This is a genomic window from Longimicrobium sp. (assembly GCF_036399935.1).
In the GTDB taxonomy this organism is placed as follows: Bacteria; Gemmatimonadota; Gemmatimonadetes; order Longimicrobiales; family Longimicrobiaceae; genus Longimicrobium.
Genome location: NZ_DASWMD010000012.1, coordinates 53,815 through 79,741, shown reverse-complemented (window position 1 = coordinate 79,741; position 25,927 = coordinate 53,815). Strand labels below are relative to the sequence as shown.

Genomic DNA, 25,927 nt, shown 5'->3' with positions numbered 1-25,927 from the left:
GGAAGGCGAAAAACGCGAGAACGAGGGGCAATCGAAGCTGGTTCACCCTGGCCGGGAGAGCAGACGGATTCGCGAGATGTGGACGGCTCGCATGATAATCGGCATATCTCGATTCTCCTAACCGCGAGCCGCCACCGTGCGGACCCATTTCCCGACATGCAGATCGGCAGAAACAGAACCGCCGCGCCCCCGGGTGGGAACGCGGCGGTGCCCTTCAGCGGATCGTGCGGCTCAGCACTGGTAGCCGCAGCAGGTACCGACGGGATCAGGCGACGTCGGCTCGCACGTTCCTCCCCCGCACGAGGCGTCGCAGGTGGGGCAGCCCGGACAGGTGCAGTTCGTCCAGCAGGTGCACTGCTCGCCGAACACCGTGCCCTTCTGGTCCTTCGCCGCCGTGGTTTCGAAGCTGTTCACGCGGATCTCGTCCAGCTGCAGCTTGACCTTCTTCATGGATCCATCTCCCGGTGAGGGTGAGCGCAGCGGCCACAAAGGCCGCACCCGGGCGCAACCGGAGGTCGCGACCACGGAAAGTCCACCTCGTGCCCCAAACCGACCGCGGAGTTGCGAGATGGTCAACCATAAGATTGTCTGCTTCCGTAGCGATTGCAAGGAGATTATTTCTGCTCCCGCAAGCCGCCGCAGTTCGGCGGCCATCTCCTCCGCCCCATGAGGATTGCGGCAAAGACGAACCGCCGCCCCCTGCGAGGGAGCGGCGGTGACGTACCGACGGCGCGATGTCAGTTCAACGGTGGATCGGGCTGCTGGCGACGGGCAAGGGTGGAGTCATGTGCCTGCTCGCCGTCTGCGCCGTAGCCGGGACCATCATCGCCCGGGAACCCGGCCGTGACGTCGTCGGCGGGAAACGCCACGGTCTCGTCCCCGGGCCCGGGCTGATGCCGGGCGGGGGAGGCCGCGACGGCCGGCCACGCGGACGTGCCCGGGACCGGGGGGGCGCCCAGCAGCCCGCGCGCGCGCAGCTCCTCGCGCATCCGTAGGTCGTGCCGCAGGCTGAGCGCCAGCATCGCCAGCATGCCGGCCAGGAACGCCAGGAACAGCACCACCGTGAGCGGGGCGCCGTAGAACGTGGCGATGCCCAGGTGAACGATGGCGCGCTCCCCGCGGTTCAGCCAGGTGAGCAGCCCCGCGGCCAGGGCAATCCCTGCCGGGGGCAGCCAGCGAGGGATCGTCACGCGGCCGCCAGCGCGGGAATCAGCTCGCCCGTGAACGTGGCCCCGGTGGTGGAAACCAGCGTCACGTCGACGAAGTAGCCGATCAGCTCGGCGGGTGCCTCGAACGTGACCACCTTGTTGCTTTCCGTGCGCCCCTGCACGCCCCCGCGCCGGCCTTCCTTTTCTACCAGCACCTCGACGGTGCGCCCCACCTCGGCCTGGTACATCTCCGCCTGGATTCTGCGGTGAACGGCGATCAGCCCCTCCAGCCGCGCCTGGCCAACCTCGTCGGGAACGAACTGGTCGCGCGGCAGGCGGGTGGCCGGCGTGCCATCGCGCTCGGAGTACTTGTACAGGAACGCGTCGTCGAACCGTACCGCGCGCACCAGGTCCAGCGTGGCCTGGTACTCCTCGTCCGTCTCTCCGGGAAAGCCCACGATGATGTCGGTGGAAAGCGCGATGCCGGGCATGGCTTCGCGCACCCACTCGATCTTTTCCATGTACTCGGCGACCGTGTACCGGCGCAGCATGCGCTTGAGGGTGCGGTCGTGCCCGGCCTGCACGGGCAGGTGAAGCTGCTTGCAGACCGTGGGCTCGGCGGCCATCACCTCCACCAGCTCGCGGGTGAAGTCGTTGGGATGCGGGCTGGTGAAGCGCACGCGGCGGATGCCCGGCACCCGCGCCACCTCGCGCAGCAGGCGGGGGAAGTTCCAGCCGCCGTGCTCGTACGAGTTCACCGTCTGGCCCAGCAGCGTCACCTCGGGCACGCCGTCCGCGGCCAGGGCGCGCACCTCGTCGAGGATGGCCTGCGGATCGCGGTTCTTTTCGTCGCCGCGCACGTACGGCACGATGCAGTACGTGCAGCGGTAGTTGCAGCCGCGCTGGATGGGCACCCACGCCGACACCGCCGACGTGCGGCGGGCGGTGATGCCCTCGTAGTTCTCGAACGGGTCGAAGTTGAGCACCGTCAGGCCGCGCGCCGCGATGGTTGTGGCCTGCGTGGCGGGCACCAGGCGCGCCGCCGCGGGGCCGCGGCGGGTGACCACCTCGGCCAGCTTTTCGGGGAGCTGGCGGTAGGCGTCGGGGCCCATCACCATGTCCACGCCCCCCGCCTTGCCCAGCAGCGACTCGCCCATTCGTTGCGCCATGCACCCCGTGACGCCGATGACGACATCGGGGTTGTCGCGGCGGATCTGCTGAAGCTGGCCCACGCGCCCGATCACGCGCTGCTCGGCGTGGTCGCGGATGGCGCACGTGTTCACCAGGATCACGTCCGCGTCCTCGGGCTTGTCGGCGGGGGTGTATCCCTGCTCCGCCAGGATGCCGTGCATCAGCTCGCTGTCGCTGATGTTCATCTGGCACCCGTACGTTTCGATGTAGGCTCGCTTCATGGTAGGCACTGCCGGTCCGGGGGGCGTAAGACTCCCGCGTACACCCGAGCCGCCGATCAGTTCGCGAGAGAGAAGGCTCGCGTATCGCGCGTGGGGGCTACGCGGCCAGTCGGGCGAGCGCGTCGACAGGCGAGACGGCGGGAATGCGTGAGTCCCGGAAATCAGCAAGATCACGGGTCACGATTACGTCCACTCCAACTTTCTGCGCGCACACCGCCTGCACCGCGTCTTCGAAGTCTCGCCACTGGAAGGCGAGCGCTTCCATAAAATCCGCCCTCTCGACGGGAACGACCTCCAGAACGCGAAGCAAGTCACCAATGGCCAGGGCAGCGGATTGGGTTCCCTCCGTTCGACGGATCACGTAGAACGCCGTTGTGAGCGTGTGCCCGGCGACGAACCCCGTCGCACGCTTGGCCTCGATCGCAGCGAAAACGCCTGCGGCGGCCTCGGCGAATCCCGGCCGCCGCTGTGCAAGGTCCAGCACGACGTTCGTGTCAACCAGAAGTTTCATCGACCGTACTTCTGCCAGAGGTATTCTTTGTAGTCATCCTCATCTACGCCCTGCCGAGCAACGCCGAGCAGCCGCCTGGTGATCGGGGGGAGGGACTGAATCCATTCCTCATCGCGGTCGCCACCAAACGTCGAACCGGACGACAGCGCACCGTCCCCGCGGTTTGTAGCTGAACCGTTGCCGTTGCCGTTGCCGTTCTGGTGCGCCGAGCCACCATTGCCGCATCCTCCATTCACCGGCAGTGCCGCGATCAGCTCGTTGAGCACGTCGGCTACATCGGCCCCGTGCTCGCGGCTGTACTGGCGGACGCGGTTCGCCATCTCCGCGTCCAGATCGACGATCAGGGTTTCTTTCGCCATGATTCCCTCCGAGGTGCGGCTCCGATCAACAATGCGCACGAACCGGACATTCGTCAATGCCCCTGACGCAGACGGCCCCGCGGTGGCGGGGCCGTCTGGTGATGCCGCAGCAAAGGTGTCCGTTAGTCGTCGGTGCCGGCGGGCTGGATGCCGGCGCCTCGGCGGCAGGTGATGACGAAGGCGGGCTCCGCGCGCTCGCAGTGGGCCGCGCGCCCGCTCGTGGTGTTTTCCAGCGAGGCGATGGTCTGGCCGACGGAACGGTAGCATTCCGTCTTTCCGCGCTCGTCCCGCACCAGCCCGCAGAAGCGGATGCCTTCGCCCGGGTCGGCGGCCAGGTTCACGAAGTTCACCGCCACCCCGGCGACGCACCACACCTCGCCCATTCCTTCGGCCAGGCCGCGCGCCAGGCCGCAGAACTCCAGCGAGCGCTGATGGTTCTGCGCGGCGTAGGCCGTGATGTCGCGCCCCAGGCTGCTGAAGCACGTGTGGCGATGTTCCAGGGGCGCCTCGCCGCACGCCCGTGCGGCGGCGCCCAGGTTTCCCTGCGTGAAGTACAGCACGGCCGACGTCTGCATGGTGTAGCAGGAGGTCCGGTACTTCTCGGCGACGGCGTTGCACGGATACTGGAAGTCGTTGCGGTCCAGCGCCTTCCACTCGCCGTGGTTCATCCCCGCCTGCTGCGCCGCCCCGTGCCCCGCGTGCGCGTCCGCCGAGCCCGCCTGGTGCCCGGCGTGCGCGTCCGCCGCTTGCGCCTGGTGGCCCGCGTGCGGATCGGCGCCGGCCGCGGCGTGCTGGCCCTGGGTGCCTGCGTGGCCCTCGGCGGTGTGGTGCGGGTGCGTGACGTTGACGATGTTCTCCATGAACACGCCGCCATAGCAGCTTCCGCGGATGAAGTCGTCCGTCGCCAGGTCGCACGCTTCCAGGGCCATGGGAACGTGGTTTTCGTGCAGCGCCATCACCCCGTGCCCCATGCCGTGCGCGCACTGGAAGAACAGGAACATCGACGCCCGGTGCGGCTCGCAGAGCGCGTCGATTTGCGGCGTGCCGATCTCCTGCCCCTGCGCCACCTGCGCCAGGAAGTATCCCTGGATCACGCCGTGATAGCATCCCGACATCTGCGAGGGCGTGCAGCCGGCGAAGGTGGCGGCGGCCGTCTCGGGCGAGCGGTACGCGGAGATGCCCAGCCCGTGCGCCAGCGCGTGGGCGTTGCGGCGCACCTCCTCGTCGGTGGCGACCAGCGTGTCGAGCACCTCCATGGACTTGGCGATGCCCGCGGGGTCGATCAATCCCGTGAGCGCGCGCTCCACGCACGCCGCCCTGCTCCCCTCGGGACGGCGGCAGCCCTCGCGCATCCACGTGGCGATCTCGCCCGCGGGCGACTGCGCGCTCCACGACGCGGGCGCCAGCGAGGTGCGCGGGCCCACGTCGGCCGGCGAGGGACCGTACGTCCCGCGCTGTGAAGGCGAGCACGACGCGGCAAGCAGGGCAACGCAGCCGGCCGTGGCCGCGCGCAGGAAACGGGGAAGAACGGATGTCATCGGTCGGATGTGGATCGGTGATTCGGCGGGTGCGGATCGGCCTGCCCGCTCGCAAGTTGGCGGCCAGCCCCGGTCAATCGTCGCTCGCCGAGGGGTCCAGCCGCGCGCCCTGGCGGCAGCTGGCGACGTGCTCCGGCTCGGCCAGCGCGCACTGCTCGGCGCGGCCCTCGGGGGTGGCGACCAGGGTGCGCATGAACCGGCCGGCCGCCTCGTAGCACTCGCGCTTGGCCTCGCCGCCGTCTACCGCGCGGCAGAAGCGGATGCCGTCGCGCGCGTCGGCGGTCTGGTTGATCAGCGTCTCCGCCGCGCCGACCAGGCACCACGACTGCTCCCGCGTTCCCGTAGCCGCGCCCACCCGCCGGCACGCCTCGATGCTGCGGCCGTGGTCCTGCGCCATCCACGCGGTCAGCTCGCGGCCCAGCCCGCTGAAGCAGGCCAGCCGCATCCCCTCGGGCGCGCCGGCGCACATCCGCGCCGTGGCTGCCAGGTCGCCCTGGGTCCACTGCATCACCGGCGAGCTCTGCATGTTGTAGCAGGACGCCTGGTACTTCTCGTCGACCACGCTGCAGGGGTACCGCGGGTCCGCCGGGTCCAGCGCCTTCCACTCGCCGTGGCCCGGCGCGGCGGCGTGTGCATCGTGGCCGCCCGACCCGTGCGCATCCGCCGCGGCGTGCTGCCCGTGGCCCTCGCCCTGGGTCTGCGCGTGGCCGGTGGCCGTGTGGTGCGGGTGCAGGGCGTTGACGATGTTCTCCATGAACGCGCCGCCGTAGCAGCTTTCCCGCACCACGGCATCGCTCGCCTGGTCGCACGCCTCCAGCGCCATCGGCAGCTGGTTCTGGTGCACCGTCATCAGCCCGTGCCCCATGCCGTGCGCGCACTGGAAGTACAGGAACGGCTTGTCCCCGTGCGGCGCGCAAAGGCCGTCCAGCACCGTGCGGTCGATGGCCTGGCCCTTGGCGCCCAGGTCCAGGAAGTAGCCCTGGACGACGCCGTGATAGCATCCCGACATCTGCGACGCGGGGCAGCCAGCGAACGTCTGCGCCACGGTCTCCGGCGATCGGTACGCGGAGATGCCCAGCCCGTGGGCCAGCGAGTGGGCGAGCGCCTTCACCACGGGCTCCCGGCCCGCGAGCGTGTCCAGCACCTCCATGCTCTTGCCGACCCCCGCCTGGTCGATCAGCGAGACCAGCGCCCGCTCCACGCACGGCCCGGCGCCTCCGGCCGCGCGCCGGCACCCCTGCCACGCCCACGCCGCGATCTCGGGCGCGGGCGACTGCGCCGTCCACTCCCTCGCCTCCAGCGCTGCCGCGGGCTCGGGTGCGGTGGATGGACGGACGGGCTGGCACGCGGTCGCCAGGGCCAGCGCGCAGGCGGCCATCGCCGCGCGAGCGGAGCGGAACGTGGAGGAGGTCATCGTGGACATGGGTGGAGGATGATTCGGAGAGCGGCCCCGGGCACTTCAGCCCCGGGCCGCTCTCAGCCGTCAGACCGGGGCCGCGGTCCCCACGAGGGACTCCAGCTCCTCGGCCCGGTGCTCGGCCGTGTGCTCGGCGACGATGCGGGCGCGCGCGGCGAGGCCGATGGCGCGGCGGTCGTCGTCGTGCGTGTCGGCGAGGATCTGGACGACTTCCTCCGTGGTCGAGGGAAGCAGGATCTCCTTCCCCGGCGTGAGGAAGTGGTCGATCCCCGGCCAGCGGTCGCTGATGATGGCGGCGCCGCAGGCCGCGGCCTCGAACAGGCGGACGGAGGGCGACCAGCCGGCAGCCACCATGTCGGCGCGGGTGGCGTTCAGCTGCCAGCGCGCGCTGCTGTAGAACACGGGATGCAGCGAGGGCGGCAGGTGCGGGTTGTGGAGCACGTTCGCCGGCCACGCGGTATCGGCCGGGTACTGCGGGCCCGCGACGTAGAACTTGCGCTCCGGCATCCGCCGCGCCGGCTCCAGCAGATAGCGCTCCAGCACCGGCTGCCGGTCGGGCGCGTAGGTGCCCATGTAGGCCAGGTCGCTCACCAGCAGCGGATCGATTTCCGTGGGCTGGTAGCGATCCACATCCACCGAGCAGTACAGCGGCCTCGCCTCCCGCGCGCCCAGTTCGCGCTCCAGAACCTCGTGAAGGAAAGGGCCGCCGGTGAACGAGAGATAGCGGGTGAACAGCGGCACCTGGTCGGGGCGCAGGTACTCCGTGCCGCCCGTCCGCAGTGCGGCGACGGTCACCGGCGTGTCGATGTCGTAAAAGAACAGCGGGTCCACGCCGGCCTCCGCCAGCGCGTCGATCACCCGCGGCCCGTCCTTGACGTACGAGCCGACGATCACGGCGTCCGCCTCCTTCGCCTCGGCGATGGCGCGCGGGGCGACGGCATCCCAGTCCTCGTACAGTTTCAGGTCCACGAAGCCTGGGCGCGCCATGTCGCGGTTGCCGCTGTACCAAGGCGCGTTCCACTCGTAGAAGGTGATCTCGTGGCCGCGCGCGCGAAAGGCGCGCAGCAGGGCCCGGTACGTGGTCGCGTGACCGTTGCCCCAGCTGGACGAGATCGTCAGGCCGAAGACGACGAGCTTCATACGGCGCTCCCCACCGGCGCGCGCAGGATGGCATCCATCTGCAGCGCCCGCTGTGCGTAGGTGTGGTCGGCCAGCGCGCGGCGGCGCCCGGCCTGCCCGATGCGCCGGGCGTCGCCGCCCGACGTTTCGCGGACGATGCGCGCCACGTCCTCGGCGCTGGAAGCGACCAGGATCTCGTCGCCGGGCGCGAAGAAGTCCTCGATCCCCTTCCACTCGTCCGTCACCTGGCAGCTCGCGGCGCCCGCCGCCTCGAACATGCGCGTGGCGGGCGACCAGCCGTTCTGCACCATGCTGTCGCGGTGGATGTTCAGCACCAGCCGCGCCGACGCGTTCACCGTGTTGTGCCGCGCGGTGGGCACGTGCCCCAGCGAGGTGACGTTGGCCGGCATCTCCTGCTTCCAACCCCACCCCTCGCCGCCCAGCAGGAACTTGTGCTCGGGGCAGAGCGCGGCGGCGCGGAAGAAGAACTCCTGCACGCGCGATTCGCGGTCCGGCAGGCGGTTGCCCATGAACAGGATGTCGTACTCCACGTCGACGCCTTCCACGGGCCGGTGCTCGTCCGGGTCCAGCGCGTTGTAGATGGGGGTGCAGGCGCGGGCGCCCCAGCTCTCGTATTCCTCCACGACGGGCGGCCCGCCGCCGTAGGTGAACACGTGGTCGTAGCGGGGGATGCAGGCGCGGAAGGGGTCCGCCTCGTCCGCGGCGATGCGGCTGAGCGTGGCGGGCGCATCCACGTCCAGGAACGCCGTCATCACCGTCCCTCCGGCGCGCGCGGCGACGGCCTCCTCCAGCTCCGCGTCCCACACGCCGACGCCGCTGCACTTGATTACCCAGTCGCTCTCGGCGAACGCCTGCTCCATCAGCGCGTCGCGCTCGGCCTCGGTCGTGTAGACGATCACCCGGGCGTAGGGCGGATCGTCCTTGAGGTCGCGGTTCTTCTGGCGGTCGTACGCGTCCGGCTCGCAGAAGGTAACCTGGTGCCCCAGCCCGTGAAGCGCGCGGATCAGCCCGCGATAGTAGGTTGCGGCGCCGTTCCAGTACGAGGAGACCAGGGACGAGCCGAAGAAGGTCAGGTGCATGCCGCCTCCGTGGTGGCGAGGGTGCCCGCGGCCCCGGCGCTCGCCAGCTCGCCGACGATGTCCAGCAGCTGGGCCGCGCGGTGGTCGCAGGTGTGGCGCGCCAGGATGGTTTCCAACCCGCGCTCCGCCTGGCGCTGGCGCGCGTCGTCGTCCGTGGCGAAGCGGCGCAGCGCGTCGCCCATCTCCGCCGGCGACTGCACGGCCAGGTAGTCGCCGGGGCGGAAGAGGTTCTCCGAGTCCAGCCACGGGGCGGAGACCAGCGGAATGCCGCAGGCCAGCGCCTCGAACACGCGGATGGTGGGGATGCCCCGAAGCGCCTCGACGTAGGCGCGGCGGGGAACGTGGAGCGTCACCCGGCTGTGGGCGAAGGCCTCCGGCACCTGGAGAGACGGCGCCCAGCCGCGGAACTCCACCCCCGCGTCGGCCAGCTCGGCCAGCGCGTACTCGGGATAGCGGACGCCGTGGGCCGCGAAGCGCAGCTCGGGAAAGCGCCGCGCGTTGCCCAGCCAGTAGTCGCGCAGCTCCTGCGTGCGCTCCTCGTCGCCCCAGTTGCCGATCCACATCACGTCCTGCGTCTTCGGACGATCAAGTGGCCGAAAGCGCACGGCGTCGGCCGCCTCGTGAAAGGTCCAGGCGCGTTCGACCGCGAACCGCTCGCGGTACACGTCGCGCAGCACGTCGCCGAAGGCCAGCACGCCGTCGTACGCCACAAGATCGAAGCGGGCGATGACCTCCGGCTGGCTCCACGGACGGTGGTGCGTGTCGTGGAAGAGGGCGATGCCCCCCGCCGCGCGCACCGCCGGGGCGATGGCGTTCACCACGTGCGGATCGTTCCACTCGTGGACGAGCACCACGTCCGCGCCCGCGACGGCGGCGGCCAGGTCGTCGCCCAGCGTGGCGGAGTGCGGATCGAACGAGCGGACGTCGATCTCGGGATAGGCGCGGGCGAACTCCACCACCGGTCCCACGCCGTGGTCGCGCAGCAGGTTCTCCAGCGACCAGGCGCCGCGCGGCTCGTAGCTCACCACCTGGTGCCCCAGGCGGGTGAGCGCGCTCATCAGCCCGCGGACGAAGTGCGCGTTGCCGTGGTTCCAGTCGGAAACGGCGCTGTGGACGAAGAAGACGAATTTCATGATGCCGCGGCCAGCGCGTCGGCGCGTCGGCGTTTCGCCTCCCCGCCCCGCGCCAGCTCGTGATAGAGTTCGATGTAGTCGCCCGCCATGCGCGCGGCGGTGTAGCGGCGCGCGGCGCGGGTGCGTGCGCCGGTGGCCAGCCGCTCGCGGCGCTTGGGATCGCCCGCCAGCCGGCGGATGGCCTCCGCGAGCGCCGCGGCGTCGCCGGCGGGGAAGAACTCCGCGCAGCCGTCCCACAGCTCGCGGAAGCTGCCGATGTCGCTCAGCACCAGGGCGCACCCGTGCAGCGCGGCCTCCAGCGGCGCCAGGCCGAACGGCTCGTAGCGGCTGGGGGCGGCGTAGATGGAGGCGCGGCGCATCCACTCGTCCACCTGCGCGCGCTCCACCCGGCCGTGCGAGACCACGTGGCGCGGCTGGTACGCATCGCCGTGCGCGGCCGTCTCGCCGATGACGTGCACCGGCGGCCCGTCCGGCCCCAGCACCCCGGCCGCGGCATCCAGCACGTCCACGCCCTTTCCCGCGTCCCACAGCCTGCCGACCGTCAGCACCAGCGCGTCGGGCCGGGGCGCGGGTTCGTCCGGGGCGAGGTGGGTGCCGTTGTGGATCACCCGGGGCGCGGGCACGCCGTAGTGCCGCATCACCAGGTGGCCCTGGTATGCCGTGGGCGCGACGACGGCGTCGGCGGCCATCAGCCCGGCGTGCAGCCACTCGCGGTAGGCGCCCCACTCGGCGGCGGGCGCTGGGTTGCCCTCGACCTCGGTGAACCACGAGAGCACGTCGCTGTGCACGGCGACCAGGACGGGCGCGCTGAACGGGTGCACCGCGTAGGCGACCTGGTTCAGGTGCACCACGTCGGCCGCGCACAGCGTGCACAGGCCGCTCAGCCACTCGCCCGCGGCCCGGACGTCCGCCTGCGCATCCCCCATCCACTCCAGCTTGTACGGCCGCCACACCACCTGCACGCCGGGGGGGAGCGCGGCCAGCCGCTCGTCGCGGGGCTCGCCGATGGCGGCCACCAGCACCTCGTGCCCGGCCGCGTCCAATTCACGGGCCAGGGTGACCGTGTGGTCCCACACCCCGCCGACCGTGTCGGTGGTGAGGAGGACCTTCATCGCCCGTAGATGCGGTCCAGGACGGCGGCCACGTCCACCAGCCGCTCGGCCTCGGCGTCGAAGCGCGCGCCCTCGGACAGGCGCCGGGCCCAGTCCACCGCCGCGCGCCCGCCCCACTCGTCGGGCGGCGTCGCGAGCGTATCGCGCGAGGTGCCGTGGTACGCCTCGGCGGTGAAGTCGTAGAACGAGCCGTTTACGTTCCTGAGCGCCGCGCCGCCGCCCGTGCCGTAGAACGAGGCGCCGATCACCGCGTCCTGCCCGGCGGAAAGCTTCCACGAGCACGCCAGCTGCACCGTGGTCCCGTCCGCCAAATCGACCGTGGCCGACGCGTAGTCTTCGCACCGGTCCGCGGCGGCGCCCAGCGGCTCGCCGCCTGCGAAGAGGCGCGACCGGACGTTCTCCGCCGCGGGAAAGCCCAGCGTCCACAGGGCCAGATCGACCAGGTGCACGCCGAGGTCCATCACGCAGCCGCCGCCGGAAAGGGCGGGGTCGTAGAACCAGGGCTTGTCGGGGCCGTAGGCGTTGTGGAAGACGAGGTCCACCGCGTACACCCTGCCCAGCTCGCCGCGGCCGATGCGCTCGCGGATGGCGCGCATCCCCTCGGTGAAGCGGTAGGAAAGGTCGACGGCGAGCAGGCGGTCCGCCACGCGCGCCGCGTCGACGACGGCGCGAACTTCATCCGCCGTGCGCCCCAGCGGCTTCTGGCAGAAGACGGCGACACCGGCGTTCAGCGCGCGGATGGACTGTTCGGCGTGCATGGCGCTGGGCGTGGCGATCACAATCCCATCCAAATCCATCGCCAGCAGCGCATCCAGCCCGTCCACCACCTCCGCATCCGGCGCGGATTCCTTGGCCGCCGCGATCATCTCCGGAGACGTGTCCGCGACCGCGGCGACGCGCCCCAAGCCCGCCTTCACGATGGCCTCCATGCGGTTCCGGCCGATCCAGCCGACACCGAGAAACCCGAGTGCGGGAGTGCGGGAGTGCGTGAGTGCGGAAGTGGCTTCCGTGCTCGCTTCCACAGATTGCGCTTCGGTCAGGACTTCGCTCACTCGCGTCTCCGGAGGATCTACAAAGCTGAGAAAAAACGGGCTGCCCCGTTTCGTCCGTTCAATGGCGGACCCGCCGTGTGTGGCGGATCCCTCAGTCGCTGCCGTCTATCGTGTGAGTGCCGGGCCGGCGTGGCCGCTCCACCATCGGGATGACATCCGCCCGGCCCGTCGTTTCACTTCCGCACTCACGCACTCACGCACTCACGCACTTCCCCTCAAGCCTCAGTGCGCACCAAAGCTTTGAGAAACCCATCCGGCCGGTCGCGCGTCGCGTTCAGGGCCTCGTCCAGCTGGTCGAGCGCGAAGGTGTGCGTGTACAACGGCGTGGGGTCCAGCCGGCCCGAGGCGACCGCGTCCACCGCCAGGCGAATGCCCTCGATGTACACCGCCGGATCGCGCTCGTGGGCGTTGATCACGTCCAGGCCGCGCCAGTTCCACATCTGCATGTTCACCTGCCGCGGGCCGTCCTGGTGGTAGCCCGCGATCACCAGCCGGCCGCGCTCCCTGGTGATCTCCGCCGCCAGGTCCAGCGGCCACTGCTTGCCTACCGCCTCGATCACCCGGTCGGCCAGCACGCCGCCCGTCAGCTCCTTCACCTTCTCAATGATCGCCCAGTGGTCGTCCATGGCGATCGTCTCGTCCGCGCCCATCTCCCGGGCGACGTCCAGAGAGAAGGGACGGCGGCTGATGGCGATCACCCGCGCGCCGGCGTCCTTGGTCAGGCGCGTGAGCAGCGCGCCCAGGAAGCCGATGCCCACGATGGCCACCGTCTGCCCCGCCTGGATGTCGCTGCGGCGGAAGATGTTCATGGCGCACCCCAGCGGCTCGCCGGGAAACGGCTGCCCGTCCAGCGCCGCGGGAAGCTTCACCGTCGCTGACGCGTCGGCCACGTCGTACTCGGCGTACGAATTGTATGAGAGGGCCGCCACGCGGTCGCCCACGGCGAACTCGTGCACGCCCTCGCCCACCGCGTCCACCACGCCCCATCCCTCGTGCCCCATCCCGCCGGGGTCGGTGGGAAACTTCATCCAGTCGGGGCCGGACCAGGGCGTCAGGTTGGACGCGCACACGCCGCACCCCTCCAGGCGAAGGCGCACCTGCCCGGGTCCCGGCTCGGGAACCGCCACCTCGTCCACCGCAATCCGGCCGGGGCCGGTCAGCCGCACCGCGCGCATGGTCGCGGTGATGGTCTCGTCTTGAATCGTCATCTCCAGGTAGTTCAGGGCACCGCGGCGGCCTGGGCCAGCAGCGCCTCGTCGGCCTCGGCGGCCAGGCTGGGCACGGGCGACATCAGGTCGGCCTCGCGCAGCCAGTCGACCAGGTTCTCCAGCCCGGCTTTCCACGAGGTGCGCGGCTTCCACCCCAGCACCCGCTCCAGCTTGGCGTTGTCGCTCACGTAGATGCGCTGGTCGCCGGGGCGCCACTCGGCCATGCGCACGGGCACGGAGCGGCCGGTGATCTCGATCAGCCGGTCGATCACCCCGCGCACCGTCACCGCGTTGGCCGCGCCGCCGCCCACGTTGAACACCTGCCCCGCCACCGTGTCGATGCGCCCCATGGCCAGGCGCATGGCCTCGACCAGGTCGTCGATCCACAGGATGTCGCGAACCTGGCAGCCGTCGCCGTAGATGGTGATGGGCTCGCGGCCGAAGAGCGCGCGCCCGAAGTGCGCCACCCACCCCTGGTCCTCGGTGCCGAACTGGCGGGTTCCGTAGATGCAGCTCATCCGGAAGACCACGGTGCGCAGCCCGTAGATGCGGGCGTAGTCGTGCACGTACTGGTCGGCGGCGCCCTTGCTGCAGCCGTAGGGCGAGTGGAAGTCCAGCCGCGCGTCCTCGCCCACGCCGGCGCGGCGGTCGGCGTAGCGGTAGGCGTCGCCGGCCAGCTCCACCTTCACGTCGTCCATCCCCCCGTACACCTTGTTGGTGCTGGTGAAGAGGACGGGGGGCGAGTCGTCCATGGCGCGGGCCGCCTCGAGCACGTTGAAGGTGCCCAGGATGTTGGTCTGCAGGTCCGTCCGCGGGTCGTCGAGCGAGGTGGTGACGGCCACCTGCGCGGCCAGGTGGAACACCTGCTTGCTCTGCCTGACCAGCGCGCCGATGCGGTCGGCGTCGCACACGTCCACCTGCTCGATGCGCACGCGGTCGCCGTGCTGGCCGCGAAGCCACTGGGCGTTCAGCCGCACCCCGTCACGGGAAAAGTTGTCGGCCACGATCACCCGCTCGCCGTCGCGCAGCAGCGCGTGCGCCAGGTTGCTGCCGACGAAGCCCGCGCCGCCCGTGATCAGGATGTGGTCACGCGTTCCCTTCATCGTCCCCTCCTCACAGCGTAAGTCCGCGGGCGGCCAGCTCGGCCGCGTGGGCTTCCACCCCGTCCTGCGGGCGGTCCTGCTCCTGCAGCCAGGCCACCAGCTCTTCCATCCCCTGCTCGAACGTCACCCTTGGCTCGTACCCCAGCACCTCGCGGGCAAGGGAGATGTCGGAGAAGCAGTGCCGGATGTCGCCGACGCGGTACTTGCCCGTCACCTGCGCCTCGATGTCGCTCCCCAGCACGCGCGCCAGCGTCTCGGCCACCTCGCGCACGCTCACGCCGCGCCCCGAGCCTACGTTGAACGCCTTGCCCGCCGCGGCTTCTTCGTCCGCCGCCAGCAGCAGCGCCTGCACGACGTCGTGCACGGATACGAAGTCGCGCCTCTGCTCGCCGTCTTCGAAGATCAGCGGCGGCTGGCCGTTCAGCAGCCGCGCGCTGAAGATGGCGGCCACCCCCGTATAGGGATTGGAAAGCGCCTGGCGGGGGCCGTAGATGTTGAAGAAGCGGAGCGCCACCGAGGGAATTCCGTACGCCGCGCCGATCTGCAGGACCATCTTTTCCTGGTCGGCCTTGGTGAGCGCGTAGATGCTGGTGGGGTCCAGCGGCTTGCCTTCGTCGGTGGGCAGGGGCCGCAGCTCGGTGCCGTCCACGTCGCGCGGCTCCCACTGGTGGGCGCGCAGCTGGTCCGCCGGGCGCAGCGTGTTGCGCGGCTCGGCGCCGTCGGGGCGGCCGTAGCGGCCCTCGCCGTAGATGGACATGGACGAGGCCACGATGAGCTTGCCGACGCTCAGCTTCTTCGGGCCGTTGCGGTCGTCGACCAGGGCCTGCAGCAGGTGCGCGGTGCCCATGGCGTTGACGGCGGTGTAGTCGGCGATCTGGTACATCGACTGGCCCACGCCCACGGCGGCCGCCAGGTGATAGACCACGTCGATGTCCTGCAGGCTGGCGAGCACCTCGCCGGCGTTGCGCATGTCGCCCTGGACGAACTCGGCGTCGGAGGGCACCCAGTGCGGCCGGCGCCCCTCGGGGTGAACCTGCGGATCGAGGTTGTCGAAGATGCGCACGCGGTCGCCGCGCGCCAGCAGCGCGTCTACCAGGTGGCTTCCCACGAACCCCGCCCCTCCCGTCACCAGCACTCTCCGAGCCGACACTCCCCACCTCCGTTCGCGGTGATCCCACGGCGCCGCGCCCCCGGCGCGCCCGCCCTTCCCCTCCCTGCTCCGAGCACCCGATACGTCCCGTTCGGCGCGCTCACGCGGCCAAAATCGTCCCCGCGAGCCCAGGAATCAAGCAGCACGTTGGGGCCACCCGGCACCGCACTCCCGCATCTTCAACATCTACATACGTTTGCGGAACGCGTCCACTTCTACCGCCGCCTGCTCCACAAGCGGCGCGGGGGACCGAGACCGATCCCCCGCCCGCGGAGAGTGCCGTGTCAGACGCGGACGCCGCGCACCGGCAGCCGGAGCCGTCCCAGGTGCCTCACCCCTGCTCCGCGCCCAGGCGGCGGGCGTAGTCGCCGTCCCAGCGCTCCATCCGCCCGTTCACCTCCTCGGCCGGCACGCCGGCGACCAGGCGCTGCGCCAGGCGCACGCCCAGGCGGCGCTCCTGGGCGCGCAGGTACTCGGCGGAGTGGCCGCGCTCCAGGTGCTCGGAGGCTTCCATTTCCAGCGAGAAGGCCAGCTTGTCGAGGTCGGTGAAGATGCGGCCGCGAAGGTCGACCGCCTCGGGTGCGTCGGTGCCGCTGGGCTGGCTGAGCATTCAGGTGCGCGTGGGACGGGGGTTCAGGTACCTCCCGGGCCCGAAAGCCCGCGTGGCGCGGGGCTTTTCGGCAAAACGTATGTAGATGCTCAGGCAAAGAACATGCCGTTCACTTGTTGAACGGCGCTGGGGAAATACGGGCTGTTCCGGACAGGTGGATGCAAATTCCATGTACCCCCGCAGGCAGAGCCCCGCGCCAGGCGCCACCGGGGCGGCCCCGGGCGCGTTCGATCCGCCGGTCAGCTCCGCGCCCACTCGCCGTACAGGGGGAAGCGCGAGCACAGCTCGGCCACCTCGCCGCGGACCGTGCGCGCCACGCCCTCGTCGTCGGCCTTCTGGATCACGCGGTCGATGAACGCGCCGATCGTCCGCATCTCGTCCTCGCCCAGCCCGCGCGTGGTCAGCGCCGGCGTGCCGATGCGCACGCCCGAGGTGACGAACGGCGATTCCGTCTCGCCCGGCACGGTGTTCTTGTTGACCGTGATCCCCGCCCGCTCCAGCGCCTTCTCGGCCACCTTGCCGGTGACGCCCTTGCTGCGCAGGTCCACCAGCAGCAGGTGGTTGTCGGTGCCGCCGGAAACGAGCGTAAAGCCGCGCTCCGTCAGCTCGCCCGCCAGGGCGCGCGCGTTGGCGATCACCCGCCCGCTGTAGTCGCCGAACTCCGGCCGCAGCGCCTCGCCGAAGGCCACGGCCTTGGCGGCGATCACGTGCATCAGCGGGCCGCCCTGGATGCCGGGGAAGATCTGCTTGTCGATGGCCTTGGCGTGCTCCTCGCGGCACAGGATCAGCCCGCCGCGGGGGCCGCGCAGCGTCTTGTGCGTGGTAGAGGTCACCACGTCGGCGAAGGGCACCGGGTTGGGATGGTGCCCGGTGGCCACGAGCCCGGCGATGTGGGCCATGTCCACCACCAGGCGCGCCCCGCACTCCTGCGCGATCTCGCCGAACGTTTCGAAGTCGATCTGCCGCGGATAGGCGCTGGCGCCGGCCACGATCACCGTGGGCTTCACCTTCATGGCCTGGTCGCGCAGGGCGGCGTAGTCGATCCGGTGGTCGTCGGGGCGAACGCCGTACGCCACCACGTTGTACAGCCGCCCGCTGAAGTTTACCGGCGAGCCGTGCGTCAGGTGCCCGCCCTCGCTCAGGTTCATTCCCAGCAGCGTGTCGCCGGGCCGCATCAGGGCAAAGTAGACGGCCATGTTGGCCTGCGCGCCGGAGTGCGGCTGCACGTTGGCGTGCTCGGCGCCAAAGAGCTGCAGAAGGCGCTGGCGGGCCAGGTCTTCCACCACGTCCACCACCTCGCAGCCGCCGTAGTAGCGCTTGCCCGGGTAGCCCTCGGCGTACTTGTTGGTGAGCACCGAGCCCATGGCCTGCAGGACGGCCTGGGAAACGAAGTTCTCCGAGGCGATCATCTCCAGCTGGGTTTCCTGCCGGCTGGCTTCGTCCACCAGCAGGCGGTGGATCTCGGAGTCGGTTTGCTTCAGCGCGTCCATGCGTCTTTTCCCGGGCGTCACGGTCAGGATCGGGCACCTCCAAGGCGCGCAAACTACCCCGCGCCGGGCCCGGTGTACAGTGCCGGCCGCGCTCGTCGCACGTCCTTGAATCTGCTACGGGCGCAGCGGCCCGCACCTTGCCGGATGGCAGAACACATGTCGGTGCGCCCGTGCGTCGAGAGCCGCGCGCCGAAGGACGAGATCCAATCCGCGTACGGAGTGACCGATGAGAAACCTGCGCCACCTGGGCATCATGGCGCTTGCCGCCGGCCTGCTGACCACCTCCGCCTGTTCGGGCAACGACCGCGGGCGCAGCGTGCCCGGCGTGTTCCGCCCCAGCGTGGGCGAGCGCGACGGCCGCGATCGTGACGGGGACCGGAACCGCGACGCGCGGCCGAACAAGGACAAGGGCCGCCGCGACGAGACCCGCTGCAACGCCGGGCGTGGCAACGGAAACGGCAACGGGCGCTGCCGCAACGGGAACAACGGCAACGGGCGCAACCCGTAGCCTGTCGTCGCGGCCTCTGGCCGGATAAAAGACAACAGCGAAGTTTCAGAGGAACAGAGAAAAGCCAGAAATACAGAGCACCCGTCTTCCTCTGTATCTCTGGCTTTTCTCTGTTCCTCTGTACCCCCGCTTTTTCAGCGGGTCAGGCGGTAGATGAGCAGCGCGGCGCGCTTGATCTGCAGCGGAAGCGTTTCCAGGTCGATGCGCTCGTTGGGCCCGTGCGCCCCGGAGCCGTGCACGCCCAGCCCCGCGAGCGCGTCGGTGTACGGGGCCACGAACGACACGTCCGCCGCGCCGCGCCGGCCGGGGTCGAACGCCTGCATCGGCGCCGTGCCCAGGTCGCAGTTCACGGTGTTCAGCACGTCCAGCAGCGCCTGGTTCCCTTCCGTCGGCGGCATGGACGGATAGCCCTCGCCAAAGGTGATCTCGGCCTCCGTGCGCGGCAGGTGGCGGGCGACGATGGCCGTCATCCGCTCGCGCGTCCGCTGCAGCTGCTCGTCGGTGAGCGTGCGGATGTCGCCGGTGACGATGGCCGTCTGCGCGATCACGTTGGTCTTGCCGAACGCCGTCCCCGCGCTGCGCTGCGGATCGTACTCCACGTCCGTCCCGCCGACGATCACCCCCGGGTTGAAGGTGAGGTTGGGCTCGCCGCGCAGCTCCTCGTGAAAGGCGTTGAGGGTGCGCGCCGCCTCGAAGATGGCCCCGCTTCCCGAGCCCTCGCCGAACACGCCCGACGAGTGCCCCGTGCGCCCGCGCACCCGGAGCGTCCACCCGCTGCTGCTGCGCCGCGCGACCACGGCGTACTCGCCCAGGGAGTCGCGCGACCCCGTCTCGAACTCCAGCGCCGCGCCGCTGTTCCTGCCCGCCTCGATCAGGTGGCGCCGCGAGATTTCCAGCGGCCGCCCCGCCGACTCCTCGTCCCCCGTGAGCGCCACGGTGACGGTTGTGCCCTCCAGCGCGCCCGCCGCGTGAAGCGCCCGCAGCGCGTACAGGATCACCACGTCGCCGCCCTTCATGTCGTTCACCCCCGGCCCGGTGGCGAACCGTCCCTCGCGCACGAAGCGCTGGAAGGCGTCGTCCTTTTCGAACACCGTGTCCAGGTGGCCGATCAACAGCACGCGCCTGCCCTGCGTCCCGGTGCGGTAGGCGAACAGGTGTCCGGCGCGGTTCAGCGAATCGGGCATGCCGATCCACCGCACGTCGAACCCCAGCGAGTCCAGAGGCGCCTGGAAGTGCCGCCCCACCTCGCGCACGCCCTGCGGATTCAGCGTGCCGCTGTTGATGTTGACGATGCGCTCAAGGAAGTTCACCGCGTCGGCCGCGTGGGCGTCCACGGAACGCACGATGGCCTGCTCCTGCGGCGAAAGCTGCTGCCCCGCGGCGGGCGCGGCGGCCAGCGCCAGCAGCGGAACGAGGGCGGACGGGATCAGTCGGGAAGTCACGGCACTTCGGGGATCGCCGGGGACGATGGAAACCAGGAGTTGACGATAGCGCGCGGCCGGGCCCCAATCAACCGATCCCGCGACGGAATCGCGAGTTCTTGCCCTGCTACGGGATCAGCGGAGACACATGTTTGGCATGCTGGATGCTTTACCGGGCGCATCCCAAAGCCGGAAACAGCAGATTGCGGGAGCTACGCAATGAAACGCGTCCTTCTTGCCCTCGCGGCGACGTTCGCCCTGTCGGCCTGCCTGGATTCGCCCTCAGGGGTGGGGGAGCCCGAAACCCCTCCGGACCCGCCGGTGGGCACCGACCCCGTCGCCGCTGCGCAGGCCAGCACCACCTGCAAGGGGCGCTGCCTGGTACGGCTGGGCACCATCGGGTACTTCAGCTACGCGTCGCTGAACGAGCACGCCGAGGTGATCGCCGCCGGACACCGGTGGTCCAAGGCCACGGGGCTGGTGCGCAACAACGGCGAGGAGTGGCGCGCAATCAACAGCTGGCACCGGCTGATCGCCGGAACGTCCGAACTCAGGCCCGTGGTCTGGGAGAACAACCGCATCAAGAGCCGCATCACGCTCCCCGACATGCGGTTCGGCGAGGCCATGTCCATCAACGACTGGGGCCGCGTGGTGGGGAACTACCGCACCAACAGCGACATGCACACCCGGGCGTACCGCTGGTCTCCGTACAGCGGAGGCACCGTGCTCCCCTCGCTGGAGCGGCACGGCAGCTCCGCCGAAGACATCAACCACAGCGACGACGCCGTGGGCTACTCGGTTCCCGCCGACGGCGTGCGCAAGGCCGTTCTCTGGCCCAAGGCGGGCGGCATCCGCGAGCTGGGCACGCTTCCGGGCTACGTGGGCAGCATGGCGACCGCCATCAGCAACAAGGGCGCGGTGGCGATGGTCAGCTGGAAGGACGAGGTGGAGCGGGGCGTGCCCGAGATGCGGGCGGCGCTGTGGACCCCCGAGGGCGGGCTGCGGAACCTGGGCACGCTGGGCGGCAACTTCAGCGAAGCGTACGACGTGAACCACTGGGGCGAGGTGGTGGGCTCCAGCACCACGCGCGACCTGCCCGCAACCCCCGGCTTCGACGGCCAGGTGCACGCGTTCACCTGGCATCCCGCCACGGGCATGGTGCGGCTGAACGCCGGCGGCGCCACGCAGAGCCGCGCCCTGGCCATCAACAGCTGGGGCGACGTCGTGGGGATTTTGAACGACAACGAGCTGGTGGCCTGGGTCTGGGAAGAGAACCTCCACCGCTGGCGGTAGCGGCCACGCGGACGAGAGGGACGACGGGCCCTCCGCCGGGATTTCGGCGGAGGGCCCGTTCGCGTCACGCGGTGCTTGCGGACCGGCACCACGAATCGGGATCTTGGGATGGCCATCGTCGCCCCGCCCTCCCCGTCCGCCGATGCGAATTCGCCCCCTCCCGACCGCCGCGACCGCACTCGCGCTCCTCGCGGCCTGCGCATCCACGCGCGAACCCTCGCCCGGGGCGATCTCGATCGACCAGGTGCGCCGGCTGCCGCTGACGTCGGGCGCAGCGGTGGAGGGCGTGGTCACCGTGGCATCCGGTACCTTCGACGGCGGATTCGCCGTGCAGGACGGCACGGGCGGCATCTACGTGCTCCCGCCCGCCGACTCCGCGCGCTACCCCGCCGGTACGAGGCTGCGCATCGCCGGGACGATCTCCGATCCGCAGAACCAGCTCGCCATCCAGCCGTCACGCATCGAGGTGATGGGAACGGGGACGGTTCCGGATGCGCGGCCGGTCCGCACGGGCGCGGTGGACGAGGCGAGCGAGGGGCTGCTGATCCGGGTGCGGGGGCGCGTGACGGGCGAGGTGGTGGACGACCGCCCGTGGGGATGGAAGCTGATGCTGGACGACGGCTCCGGGCCGCTGCTGGTGTTCGTGGATGCGCAGGCGGGGATCGACGTCGGCGCCATCCGCCCCGGACAGTGGCTGCAGGTGACGGGCTACTCCGGCCAGTACGACGCGCACCGCGAGATCCTGCCCCGCACGCAGTCCGACCTGCGCCCGGTCACGGGTCCGTGATGCGGTCGCTGGACGAGTTCAGAACAGCCGCTCGTCCCACGGCACCGGAAAGGGGTCGGAAACGACGATGCTACGCGCCTCGGGATGATCGGGGTTGATGAGGACGTTTCGCCCGATTGGGCGCGACGGAACGGACGGAACGACGAGCGCGGCGCTCCGGGCCTCGCCGAGCCACTGGTCGCCGAAAGCCAGGGCAACCGGCGATCCGCGCTCGTCCCACCCCGGGAGGGCCGCTGGGTCCAGAACCTCGGCCACATCCTCAGGCACTTCGATGCGAACGGCGTGGTGCGGGCCGGGCAGGGTACGCGGGTGGGCCGCGTGGGCCAGGATCTCTACGATCGCCCCCGCAAAGGAATCGGCCGCGTAGATGACCGGCCGCCCGGGAGAGTTCCACCGCGCCCCCGTCAGCCTGGCCCCGGTGCCGTCGAACGGCGGATGCCGCGTTTTCGCGATGCGCCACGCGACGATCATACGGGGAGCGAGTATTCCAGCTTGTTGAGCAGGTCCTCCACCTGCCGGGTGCCCAGGTCGGAACGCGAAAGGTCCACCGGGCGCTCGCCATCCAACTGCGGCTGCACGCTGGTAAGGAACTGGTGCGCGAGTTCCGCGTCGCTCCAGACGTACTCGGCGAGTGCCGTCATGCGGGCCAGACGCTCGAGGCGCATGCTCTCCTCGGGATCAAGCTTCTGCCGCCGGCGGAGCGTCGTCTTGGGCACGATGCGGTATTTCAGCTCGGCGGCGCTGCGGTCGTCGCGCGACACGTGCCTGACCACTTCGTCCAGCGCGGAAACCGGGAGCCCCAGCTCCACCGCGCGGCGTAGCTGCCCAACGTTGCGGATTTGTTCACCGAGCGTCCGCTCTCCACCCATTACGTCGGCGACGCGCGCTGCGTTGATCGTCATTGCTTCCCCTCGGCGGAGGTGATCCATCTGGATCGAAGATAAGTGCCAAGTGGCGCACCCGGCAAGGCTCCCTCGTTCTTCTTGCGCTCCGCTACCCGGCCACGGGATCTTGAAAGGCGCCCGACCTTCCCCGAACCAGGTTCACGGATGCGACGCGTGCCCGCCCTGCTGATCCTGTTCACCGCCCTGGCGACCGTTCCGCTGCAGGCGCAGACCGCGGGGGAAACCTCGGTCGGAATCTCGATGAACTTCGGTCCGCGGCTGGGCGCCACCCTCTCGCTCAAGCGATTCGTCAAGGACGAGGTTGCCGCGCAGTGCGGGTTTACGGTGGGGCCCGGTCTGCATGCCGTGGGATGCGGTGCCCAGCGCTACGGGCTGATGGGAGACCAGACGTTTGCCGGGATCGACATCGGCATGACGACGCTCTCCGCGTTCACCACCCGGCGCGAGGGCGAGCCGACGGCGAAGCGCCCTCCGAGGTTCGTGTTCGCCGCGGGGACCATCGGGCTGCAGGCGCGGCCATCCACGATCGAGGAGGTGCGCCCGTACGTGGGCCTGGGGCCGGCGGTGGCGATCGGGCCGGGCTCGGAGGTCGGCAGCTTTGTGCAGGGAATGCCCCGGCTCGGCGCCGTGCAGACGATGTTCACGCTGGACGTGGGCCTGGAGCTGTACCCGGTCAGCCACTGACGGCGGCTGCGCGCCCCGCGACCGCGGCGGGCTCCCGCAGGGTGTCGGCGAGCGCCGAGCCGCCCGTCATCGCCATCTGCGCCATCGCGCGGCCGCAGAGGGCGCCGATCACGTTGCCGGTGCCGCTGTAGCCGCCCGCCGCCCACACGCCGGGGCGAACCTCCTCCAGCACCGGCAGCCCGGACGGCGTGTAGCCCACCGATGCCGCCCAGCGGTGCGTGACCGGCGCCTTCACGCCGATGCGCTCGCGGAGAAACCCTTCCAGCCGCGCCTGGATGCTCTCCGAAGGCTCCCACGCGTCCGTCCACTCCCCTTCCCCGCCGAAGTCGCGGAACCCGCCCAGCGCAATCCGTCCATCCGCCAGCTGCTGCCAGTACTCGTAGCCCCAGCGCGCGTACACGGGCCGCGGCAGGCGCACCTCGTCCGTAGGCGCGGTGGCCAGCATCTGCAGGCGGGCGGTGCGCACGTGGCCCCGCAGCTCGGGGAAGAGGCCTTCCAGCCGCCCGTCCACCGCCACGATCACGGCGCCGCACCGCACCCGTCCCGCGGGCGTGACCACCTCTCCATGGCGGATGTCGACGGCGGGCGTGTGCTCGTACAGGCGCGCGCCCCGATCTGCGGCGCGGCGCGCGAGCGTGCGGCAGCGGCGCAGCGGCTGGAAGGCGGCATCGGCGGGAAAGAGCAGGCCGCGCCCCTCCGGCCCGTCGTACCACTCCACCGCAAAGCCGTCCGCCTGCAGCGCCTGCATCTGCCTCCGGCAGTCGTCTTCCTCCCCGGGCGTGTCGGCGATGCGCAGCGACCCGGTGATCCGCACGGCATCGGGCGTTTCCGCCGCCATCCGCGCCACCTGCTCCAGCGTCTGCCCATAGACGGAACTCGCCCACTCGCGGCCCAGCTTGCGGACGGCGTCGTGGTAGAAGTCGTACGTCCCCGCCAGCAGGAACCCGCCGTTCCGTCCCGCCGCGCCCCCCGCCACCATCCCCGCGTCCACCCCGACGACGCTGAACCCGTGGCCCAGCAGCTCCGTGACGCCGGCCAGCCCCGAGCCGCCGAGCCCCACCACGCACACGTCCGCGCGCACGTCGCCATCGAGCGGCGGCAGCGCGGCCCAGGGCTCGTCGTCCCACACGGGCGTGTTCGGCCGCGGCTGGTCGGGAGAGGAAGGATGCTGAGTCATGCGAGAAGGACGCGGGATGGGCCGGCGGACGGGGCGCCGGCTGGCTCAGAGTACGCTTGTGCCGGGGTGCGCGGAAGATAGCGCCGGCGGAGGGCCTATCGCGAGTGTTCGGTTGGAAAGGAGAGGAGCGGCGGATGGTGATCGTGTTGAGGCTGGTCGCGATGCTGGCCCCTGCTGGTGCTCCTCGTTTCCTGCATGAACATGATCGGATGCTGCGCCATCGACTGCGAACGGTTTCCGCGGGGGTGCGAAGCGAACCGGCACGCGCAATTCACAGCCACAGTCACGGCCCTGGCCTCCTTCGCCATCTTCGTCGTGTCGTTCGCGGCCTCGTTCCGCATGCGGCGGCGCACTTCGCACGAATGACCGAATAGAGACAAAATTTCCGTTGACCCGGGCGCGGCGGAGCGCGCACCTTGGGGGGACCACGCAGGTTCTCACCCACTCCGCACCCGGAACCCCCCATGAAACCCCCAACGTTCTTCCGCGCCGCGCTCACCCTGCTCGGCGCGGCCGCGCTGGCCGCCTGCGCCGACCAGCCCCTGGACCCCCGCGCGGCCCCGCCGGCCGGCCCCGCGCTCACCGTGATCCCCACCAACGCGCTGGCCACCATCGACGCCGGGGCCACCCACAGCTGCGGCCTGACCTCCGCCGGCCAGGGCTGGTGCTGGGGCCGCAACAACGTCGGCCAGCTGGGCGACAGCACGGCCGCCTCCACCACCGTGCCCGTCGCCGTCTTTCATCCAACGGGCGTCACCTTCACCCAGGTGAGCGCGGGAGCCATCCACACCTGCGCCATCACCGCCGCCGGGCAGGCCTACTGCTGGGGCAGCAACGGCGACGGCCGCCTGGGCGACAGCACGACGGTCCTGCCCCTGATGCCCGTCGCGGTGAAGCCGCTCGGGGCCATCGCCTTCACCAGCATCAGCGCGGGCAACGCCCACACCTGCGGGCTGAACGGCTCGGGGCAGGCGTACTGCTGGGGGAACAACTCGTACGCGCAGATCGGCGACAGCACCAAGACTTTCGCCGTAACGCCGGTGGCGGTGCGCATGCCCGCCGGCGTCACCTTCAACGCCATCGCCGCGGCCGGAATGCACACCTGCGCCCTGGCCACCACGGGCCAGGCGTACTGCTGGGGGTATGGCGGGGACGGCGCGGTGGGCAACAACTCCCTCCTGGGCAGCCGCATTCCCGTGGCGGTGCAGCAGCCGGCGGGGGTAACGTTCACCTCCATCGCCACCGAGTACAACCACTCGTGCGGACTGACCTCCGCCGGGCAGGCGTACTGCTGGGGCTACAACTTCTACGGCCAGCTGGGCGACAGCACCACGGTGTCGCCGCGCAAGGTGCCCGTGGCCGTGGTGCAGCCCGCCGGCGTCACCTTTTCGCAGCTGTCCACGGGCGGCTCCCACACCTGCGGCGTCACCAGTGGCGGACAGGCCTACTGCTGGGGCCGCAACACGCAGGGGCAGTTCGGCGACGGCACGCTGACGGGGGCGCTGACCCCCACCGCGGTGTCGCAGCCCCTGGGCGTCAGCTACGGCCTGGTGACGACCGGATCGGAGCAGACCTGCGGGTTGGACGGCGTGGGCCAGGCCTGGTGCTCGGGCCGCAACGACTTCTCGCAGCTGGGCGACGGCAGCACCACGCGGCGCACCTCGCCCGTAGCCGTTTCGCACTGAGCACA

At 70.7% G+C, this 25,927-nt stretch carries 26 protein-coding genes; 5 read left to right on the top strand and 21 right to left on the bottom strand.

Annotated elements, in window-relative coordinates; translation table 11 throughout:
- Nucleotides 1-231 precede the first annotated feature (231 nt).
- The 17 genes from VGB24_RS04210 to glyA all read right to left on the bottom strand — a co-directional run bounded on the left by VGB24_RS04210 (nucleotide 232) and on the right by glyA (nucleotide 17,462).
- Nucleotides 232-450, bottom strand: a complete 219-nt coding sequence (locus tag VGB24_RS04210; RefSeq protein ID WP_331071709.1) for a hypothetical protein — start codon at nucleotides 448-450, stop codon at nucleotides 232-234.
- A gap of 287 nt (nucleotides 451-737) precedes the next feature.
- Nucleotides 738-1,190 carry a LapA family protein gene (locus tag VGB24_RS04205; protein ID WP_331071708.1) on the bottom strand — a complete coding sequence of 151 codons (453 nt, stop codon included), beginning with the start codon at nucleotides 1,188-1,190 and terminating at the stop codon, nucleotides 738-740.
- Complete coding sequence (gene miaB, locus VGB24_RS04200) at nucleotides 1,187-2,560, bottom strand: tRNA (N6-isopentenyl adenosine(37)-C2)-methylthiotransferase MiaB (RefSeq protein ID WP_331071707.1); 1,374 nt, start codon at nucleotides 2,558-2,560, stop codon at nucleotides 1,187-1,189. The genes VGB24_RS04205 and miaB overlap by 4 nt, the downstream gene beginning before the upstream one ends.
- Before the next feature lie 97 nt (nucleotides 2,561-2,657).
- Nucleotides 2,658-3,071: a PIN domain-containing protein gene (locus VGB24_RS04195; protein ID WP_331071706.1), complete on the bottom strand. Its 414-nt coding sequence runs from the start codon at nucleotides 3,069-3,071 to the stop codon at nucleotides 2,658-2,660.
- Complete coding sequence (locus VGB24_RS04190; RefSeq protein WP_331071705.1) at nucleotides 3,068-3,430, bottom strand: hypothetical protein; 363 nt, start codon at nucleotides 3,428-3,430, stop codon at nucleotides 3,068-3,070. Before VGB24_RS04190 ends, VGB24_RS04195 begins: the two co-directional genes overlap by 4 nt.
- Nucleotides 3,431-3,552: 122 nt before the next feature.
- Nucleotides 3,553-4,968 (bottom strand): hypothetical protein, encoded by a 1,416-nt coding sequence (locus tag VGB24_RS04185; RefSeq protein WP_331071704.1) that lies wholly within the window; start codon nucleotides 4,966-4,968, stop codon nucleotides 3,553-3,555.
- 73 nt (nucleotides 4,969-5,041) lie between these two features.
- Nucleotides 5,042-6,382: a hypothetical protein gene (locus tag VGB24_RS04180; protein ID WP_331071703.1), complete on the bottom strand. Its 1,341-nt coding sequence runs from the start codon at nucleotides 6,380-6,382 to the stop codon at nucleotides 5,042-5,044.
- Between the two features lie 69 nt (nucleotides 6,383-6,451).
- On the bottom strand, nucleotides 6,452-7,525 hold the full coding sequence (locus tag VGB24_RS04175; RefSeq protein WP_331071702.1) for a CgeB family protein: 1,074 nt from the start codon (nucleotides 7,523-7,525) through the stop codon (nucleotides 6,452-6,454).
- Entirely contained in the window at nucleotides 7,522-8,604 is a 1,083-nt protein-coding gene (locus VGB24_RS04170) for a CgeB family protein (RefSeq protein WP_331071701.1), read from the bottom strand. Before VGB24_RS04170 ends, VGB24_RS04175 begins: the two co-directional genes overlap by 4 nt.
- Nucleotides 8,595-9,737 (bottom strand): CgeB family protein, encoded by a 1,143-nt coding sequence (locus VGB24_RS04165; protein WP_331071700.1) that lies wholly within the window; start codon nucleotides 9,735-9,737, stop codon nucleotides 8,595-8,597. The genes VGB24_RS04170 and VGB24_RS04165 overlap by 10 nt, the downstream gene beginning before the upstream one ends.
- Entirely contained in the window at nucleotides 9,734-10,849 is a 1,116-nt protein-coding gene (locus VGB24_RS04160; protein ID WP_331071699.1) for a glycosyltransferase family 4 protein, read from the bottom strand. Before VGB24_RS04160 ends, VGB24_RS04165 begins: the two co-directional genes overlap by 4 nt.
- On the bottom strand, nucleotides 10,846-11,871 hold the full coding sequence (locus VGB24_RS04155) for a Gfo/Idh/MocA family oxidoreductase (RefSeq protein WP_331071732.1): 1,026 nt from the start codon (nucleotides 11,869-11,871) through the stop codon (nucleotides 10,846-10,848). The genes VGB24_RS04160 and VGB24_RS04155 overlap by 4 nt, the downstream gene beginning before the upstream one ends.
- 245 nt (nucleotides 11,872-12,116) lie before the next feature.
- Nucleotides 12,117-13,109 (bottom strand): MDR/zinc-dependent alcohol dehydrogenase-like family protein, encoded by a 993-nt coding sequence (locus VGB24_RS04150; protein WP_331071698.1) that lies wholly within the window; start codon nucleotides 13,107-13,109, stop codon nucleotides 12,117-12,119.
- 11 nt (nucleotides 13,110-13,120) lie between these two features.
- A complete protein-coding gene (locus tag VGB24_RS04145; RefSeq protein WP_331071697.1) occupies nucleotides 13,121-14,212 on the bottom strand; it encodes a GDP-mannose 4,6-dehydratase in 1,092 nt (363 codons plus the stop codon).
- A 10-nt stretch (nucleotides 14,213-14,222) separates the two neighbouring features.
- Complete coding sequence (locus VGB24_RS04140; RefSeq protein ID WP_331071696.1) at nucleotides 14,223-15,362, bottom strand: NAD-dependent epimerase/dehydratase family protein; 1,140 nt, start codon at nucleotides 15,360-15,362, stop codon at nucleotides 14,223-14,225.
- 331 nt (nucleotides 15,363-15,693) lie between these two features.
- Nucleotides 15,694-15,972 carry a hypothetical protein gene (locus tag VGB24_RS04135; protein ID WP_331071695.1) on the bottom strand — a complete coding sequence of 93 codons (279 nt, stop codon included), beginning with the start codon at nucleotides 15,970-15,972 and terminating at the stop codon, nucleotides 15,694-15,696.
- Between the two features lie 239 nt (nucleotides 15,973-16,211).
- Nucleotides 16,212-17,462, bottom strand: coding sequence for a serine hydroxymethyltransferase (gene glyA, locus VGB24_RS04130; protein WP_331071694.1), 1,251 nt, complete (start codon nucleotides 17,460-17,462; stop codon nucleotides 16,212-16,214).
- A gap of 226 nt (nucleotides 17,463-17,688) precedes the next feature.
- Here glyA and VGB24_RS04125 point away from each other — a divergent pair, with 226 nt between their 5' ends.
- Nucleotides 17,689-17,970, top strand: coding sequence for a hypothetical protein (locus VGB24_RS04125; RefSeq protein WP_331071693.1), 282 nt, complete (start codon nucleotides 17,689-17,691; stop codon nucleotides 17,968-17,970).
- Between the two features lie 134 nt (nucleotides 17,971-18,104).
- Here the strand turns inward: VGB24_RS04125 and VGB24_RS04120 are convergent, their stop codons facing one another.
- Nucleotides 18,105-19,412 (bottom strand): M20/M25/M40 family metallo-hydrolase, encoded by a 1,308-nt coding sequence (locus tag VGB24_RS04120; RefSeq protein ID WP_331071692.1) that lies wholly within the window; start codon nucleotides 19,410-19,412, stop codon nucleotides 18,105-18,107.
- 198 nt (nucleotides 19,413-19,610) lie between these two features.
- On the opposite strand from VGB24_RS04120, the gene VGB24_RS04115 reads away from it, so the two are divergent.
- Both VGB24_RS04115 and VGB24_RS04110 read left to right on the top strand, forming a co-directional pair.
- Entirely contained in the window at nucleotides 19,611-20,684 is a 1,074-nt protein-coding gene (locus VGB24_RS04115; RefSeq protein WP_331071691.1) for a hypothetical protein, read from the top strand.
- A 142-nt stretch (nucleotides 20,685-20,826) separates the two neighbouring features.
- Nucleotides 20,827-21,471: a hypothetical protein gene (locus VGB24_RS04110; protein WP_331071690.1), complete on the top strand. Its 645-nt coding sequence runs from the start codon at nucleotides 20,827-20,829 to the stop codon at nucleotides 21,469-21,471.
- Between the two features lie 18 nt (nucleotides 21,472-21,489).
- On the opposite strand, the gene VGB24_RS04105 is transcribed toward VGB24_RS04110, so the two are convergent.
- Both VGB24_RS04105 and VGB24_RS04100 read right to left on the bottom strand, forming a co-directional pair.
- Nucleotides 21,490-21,942: an RES family NAD+ phosphorylase gene (locus tag VGB24_RS04105; protein WP_331071689.1), complete on the bottom strand. Its 453-nt coding sequence runs from the start codon at nucleotides 21,940-21,942 to the stop codon at nucleotides 21,490-21,492.
- Nucleotides 21,939-22,373: an antitoxin Xre/MbcA/ParS toxin-binding domain-containing protein gene (locus VGB24_RS04100; protein ID WP_331071688.1), complete on the bottom strand. Its 435-nt coding sequence runs from the start codon at nucleotides 22,371-22,373 to the stop codon at nucleotides 21,939-21,941. Before VGB24_RS04100 ends, VGB24_RS04105 begins: the two co-directional genes overlap by 4 nt.
- 147 nt (nucleotides 22,374-22,520) lie before the next feature.
- Between VGB24_RS04100 and VGB24_RS04095 the strand changes: the two genes are divergently transcribed.
- Entirely contained in the window at nucleotides 22,521-23,060 is a 540-nt protein-coding gene (locus tag VGB24_RS04095) for a hypothetical protein (protein ID WP_331071687.1), read from the top strand.
- On the opposite strand, the gene VGB24_RS04090 is transcribed toward VGB24_RS04095, so the two are convergent.
- On the bottom strand, nucleotides 23,050-24,237 hold the full coding sequence (locus VGB24_RS04090; protein ID WP_331071686.1) for an FAD-binding oxidoreductase: 1,188 nt from the start codon (nucleotides 24,235-24,237) through the stop codon (nucleotides 23,050-23,052). The genes VGB24_RS04095 and VGB24_RS04090 overlap by 11 nt on opposite strands.
- A 464-nt stretch (nucleotides 24,238-24,701) precedes the next feature.
- Here VGB24_RS04090 and VGB24_RS04085 point away from each other — a divergent pair, with 464 nt between their 5' ends.
- On the top strand, nucleotides 24,702-25,922 hold the full coding sequence (locus VGB24_RS04085; protein WP_331071685.1) for a hypothetical protein: 1,221 nt from the start codon (nucleotides 24,702-24,704) through the stop codon (nucleotides 25,920-25,922).
- Nucleotides 25,923-25,927: the final 5 nt, after the last annotated feature.

Excerpts from the sequence above, each read along its gene's own strand:
- VGB24_RS04165 (WP_331071700.1), bottom strand. The coding sequence starts at position 9,737 with ATGAAATTCGTCTTCTTCGTCCACAGCGCCGTTTCCGACTGGAACCAC.
- VGB24_RS04175 (WP_331071702.1), bottom strand. The coding sequence starts at position 7,525 with ATGAAGCTCGTCGTCTTCGGCCTGACGATCTCGTCCAGCTGGGGCAAC.
- VGB24_RS04125 (WP_331071693.1), top strand. The coding sequence starts at position 17,689 with ATGAGAAACCTGCGCCACCTGGGCATCATGGCGCTTGCCGCCGGCCTG.
- VGB24_RS04145 (WP_331071697.1), bottom strand. The coding sequence starts at position 14,212 with ATGAAGGGAACGCGTGACCACATCCTGATCACGGGCGGCGCGGGCTTC.
- VGB24_RS04180 (WP_331071703.1), bottom strand. The coding sequence starts at position 6,382 with ATGACCTCCTCCACGTTCCGCTCCGCTCGCGCGGCGATGGCCGCCTGC.
- VGB24_RS04095 (WP_331071687.1), top strand. The coding sequence starts at position 22,521 with ATGCGACGCGTGCCCGCCCTGCTGATCCTGTTCACCGCCCTGGCGACC.
- glyA (WP_331071694.1), bottom strand. The coding sequence starts at position 17,462 with ATGGACGCGCTGAAGCAAACCGACTCCGAGATCCACCGCCTGCTGGTG.
- VGB24_RS04185 (WP_331071704.1), bottom strand. The coding sequence starts at position 4,968 with ATGACATCCGTTCTTCCCCGTTTCCTGCGCGCGGCCACGGCCGGCTGC.
- VGB24_RS04100 (WP_331071688.1), bottom strand. The coding sequence starts at position 22,373 with ATGACGATCAACGCAGCGCGCGTCGCCGACGTAATGGGTGGAGAGCGG.
- VGB24_RS04210 (WP_331071709.1), bottom strand. The coding sequence starts at position 450 with ATGAAGAAGGTCAAGCTGCAGCTGGACGAGATCCGCGTGAACAGCTTC.
- VGB24_RS04115 (WP_331071691.1), top strand. The coding sequence starts at position 19,611 with ATGAAACGCGTCCTTCTTGCCCTCGCGGCGACGTTCGCCCTGTCGGCC.
- VGB24_RS04105 (WP_331071689.1), bottom strand. The coding sequence starts at position 21,942 with ATGATCGTCGCGTGGCGCATCGCGAAAACGCGGCATCCGCCGTTCGAC.
- VGB24_RS04090 (WP_331071686.1), bottom strand. The coding sequence starts at position 24,237 with ATGACTCAGCATCCTTCCTCTCCCGACCAGCCGCGGCCGAACACGCCC.
- VGB24_RS04085 (WP_331071685.1), top strand. The coding sequence starts at position 24,702 with ATGAAACCCCCAACGTTCTTCCGCGCCGCGCTCACCCTGCTCGGCGCG.
- VGB24_RS04190 (WP_331071705.1), bottom strand. The coding sequence starts at position 3,430 with ATGGCGAAAGAAACCCTGATCGTCGATCTGGACGCGGAGATGGCGAAC.
- VGB24_RS04195 (WP_331071706.1), bottom strand. The coding sequence starts at position 3,071 with ATGAAACTTCTGGTTGACACGAACGTCGTGCTGGACCTTGCACAGCGG.
- miaB (WP_331071707.1), bottom strand. The coding sequence starts at position 2,560 with ATGAAGCGAGCCTACATCGAAACGTACGGGTGCCAGATGAACATCAGC.
- VGB24_RS04150 (WP_331071698.1), bottom strand. The coding sequence starts at position 13,109 with ATGACGATTCAAGACGAGACCATCACCGCGACCATGCGCGCGGTGCGG.
- VGB24_RS04160 (WP_331071699.1), bottom strand. The coding sequence starts at position 10,849 with ATGAAGGTCCTCCTCACCACCGACACGGTCGGCGGGGTGTGGGACCAC.
- VGB24_RS04110 (WP_331071690.1), top strand. The coding sequence starts at position 20,827 with ATGCGAATTCGCCCCCTCCCGACCGCCGCGACCGCACTCGCGCTCCTC.
- VGB24_RS04170 (WP_331071701.1), bottom strand. The coding sequence starts at position 8,604 with ATGCACCTGACCTTCTTCGGCTCGTCCCTGGTCTCCTCGTACTGGAAC.
- VGB24_RS04135 (WP_331071695.1), bottom strand. The coding sequence starts at position 15,972 with ATGCTCAGCCAGCCCAGCGGCACCGACGCACCCGAGGCGGTCGACCTT.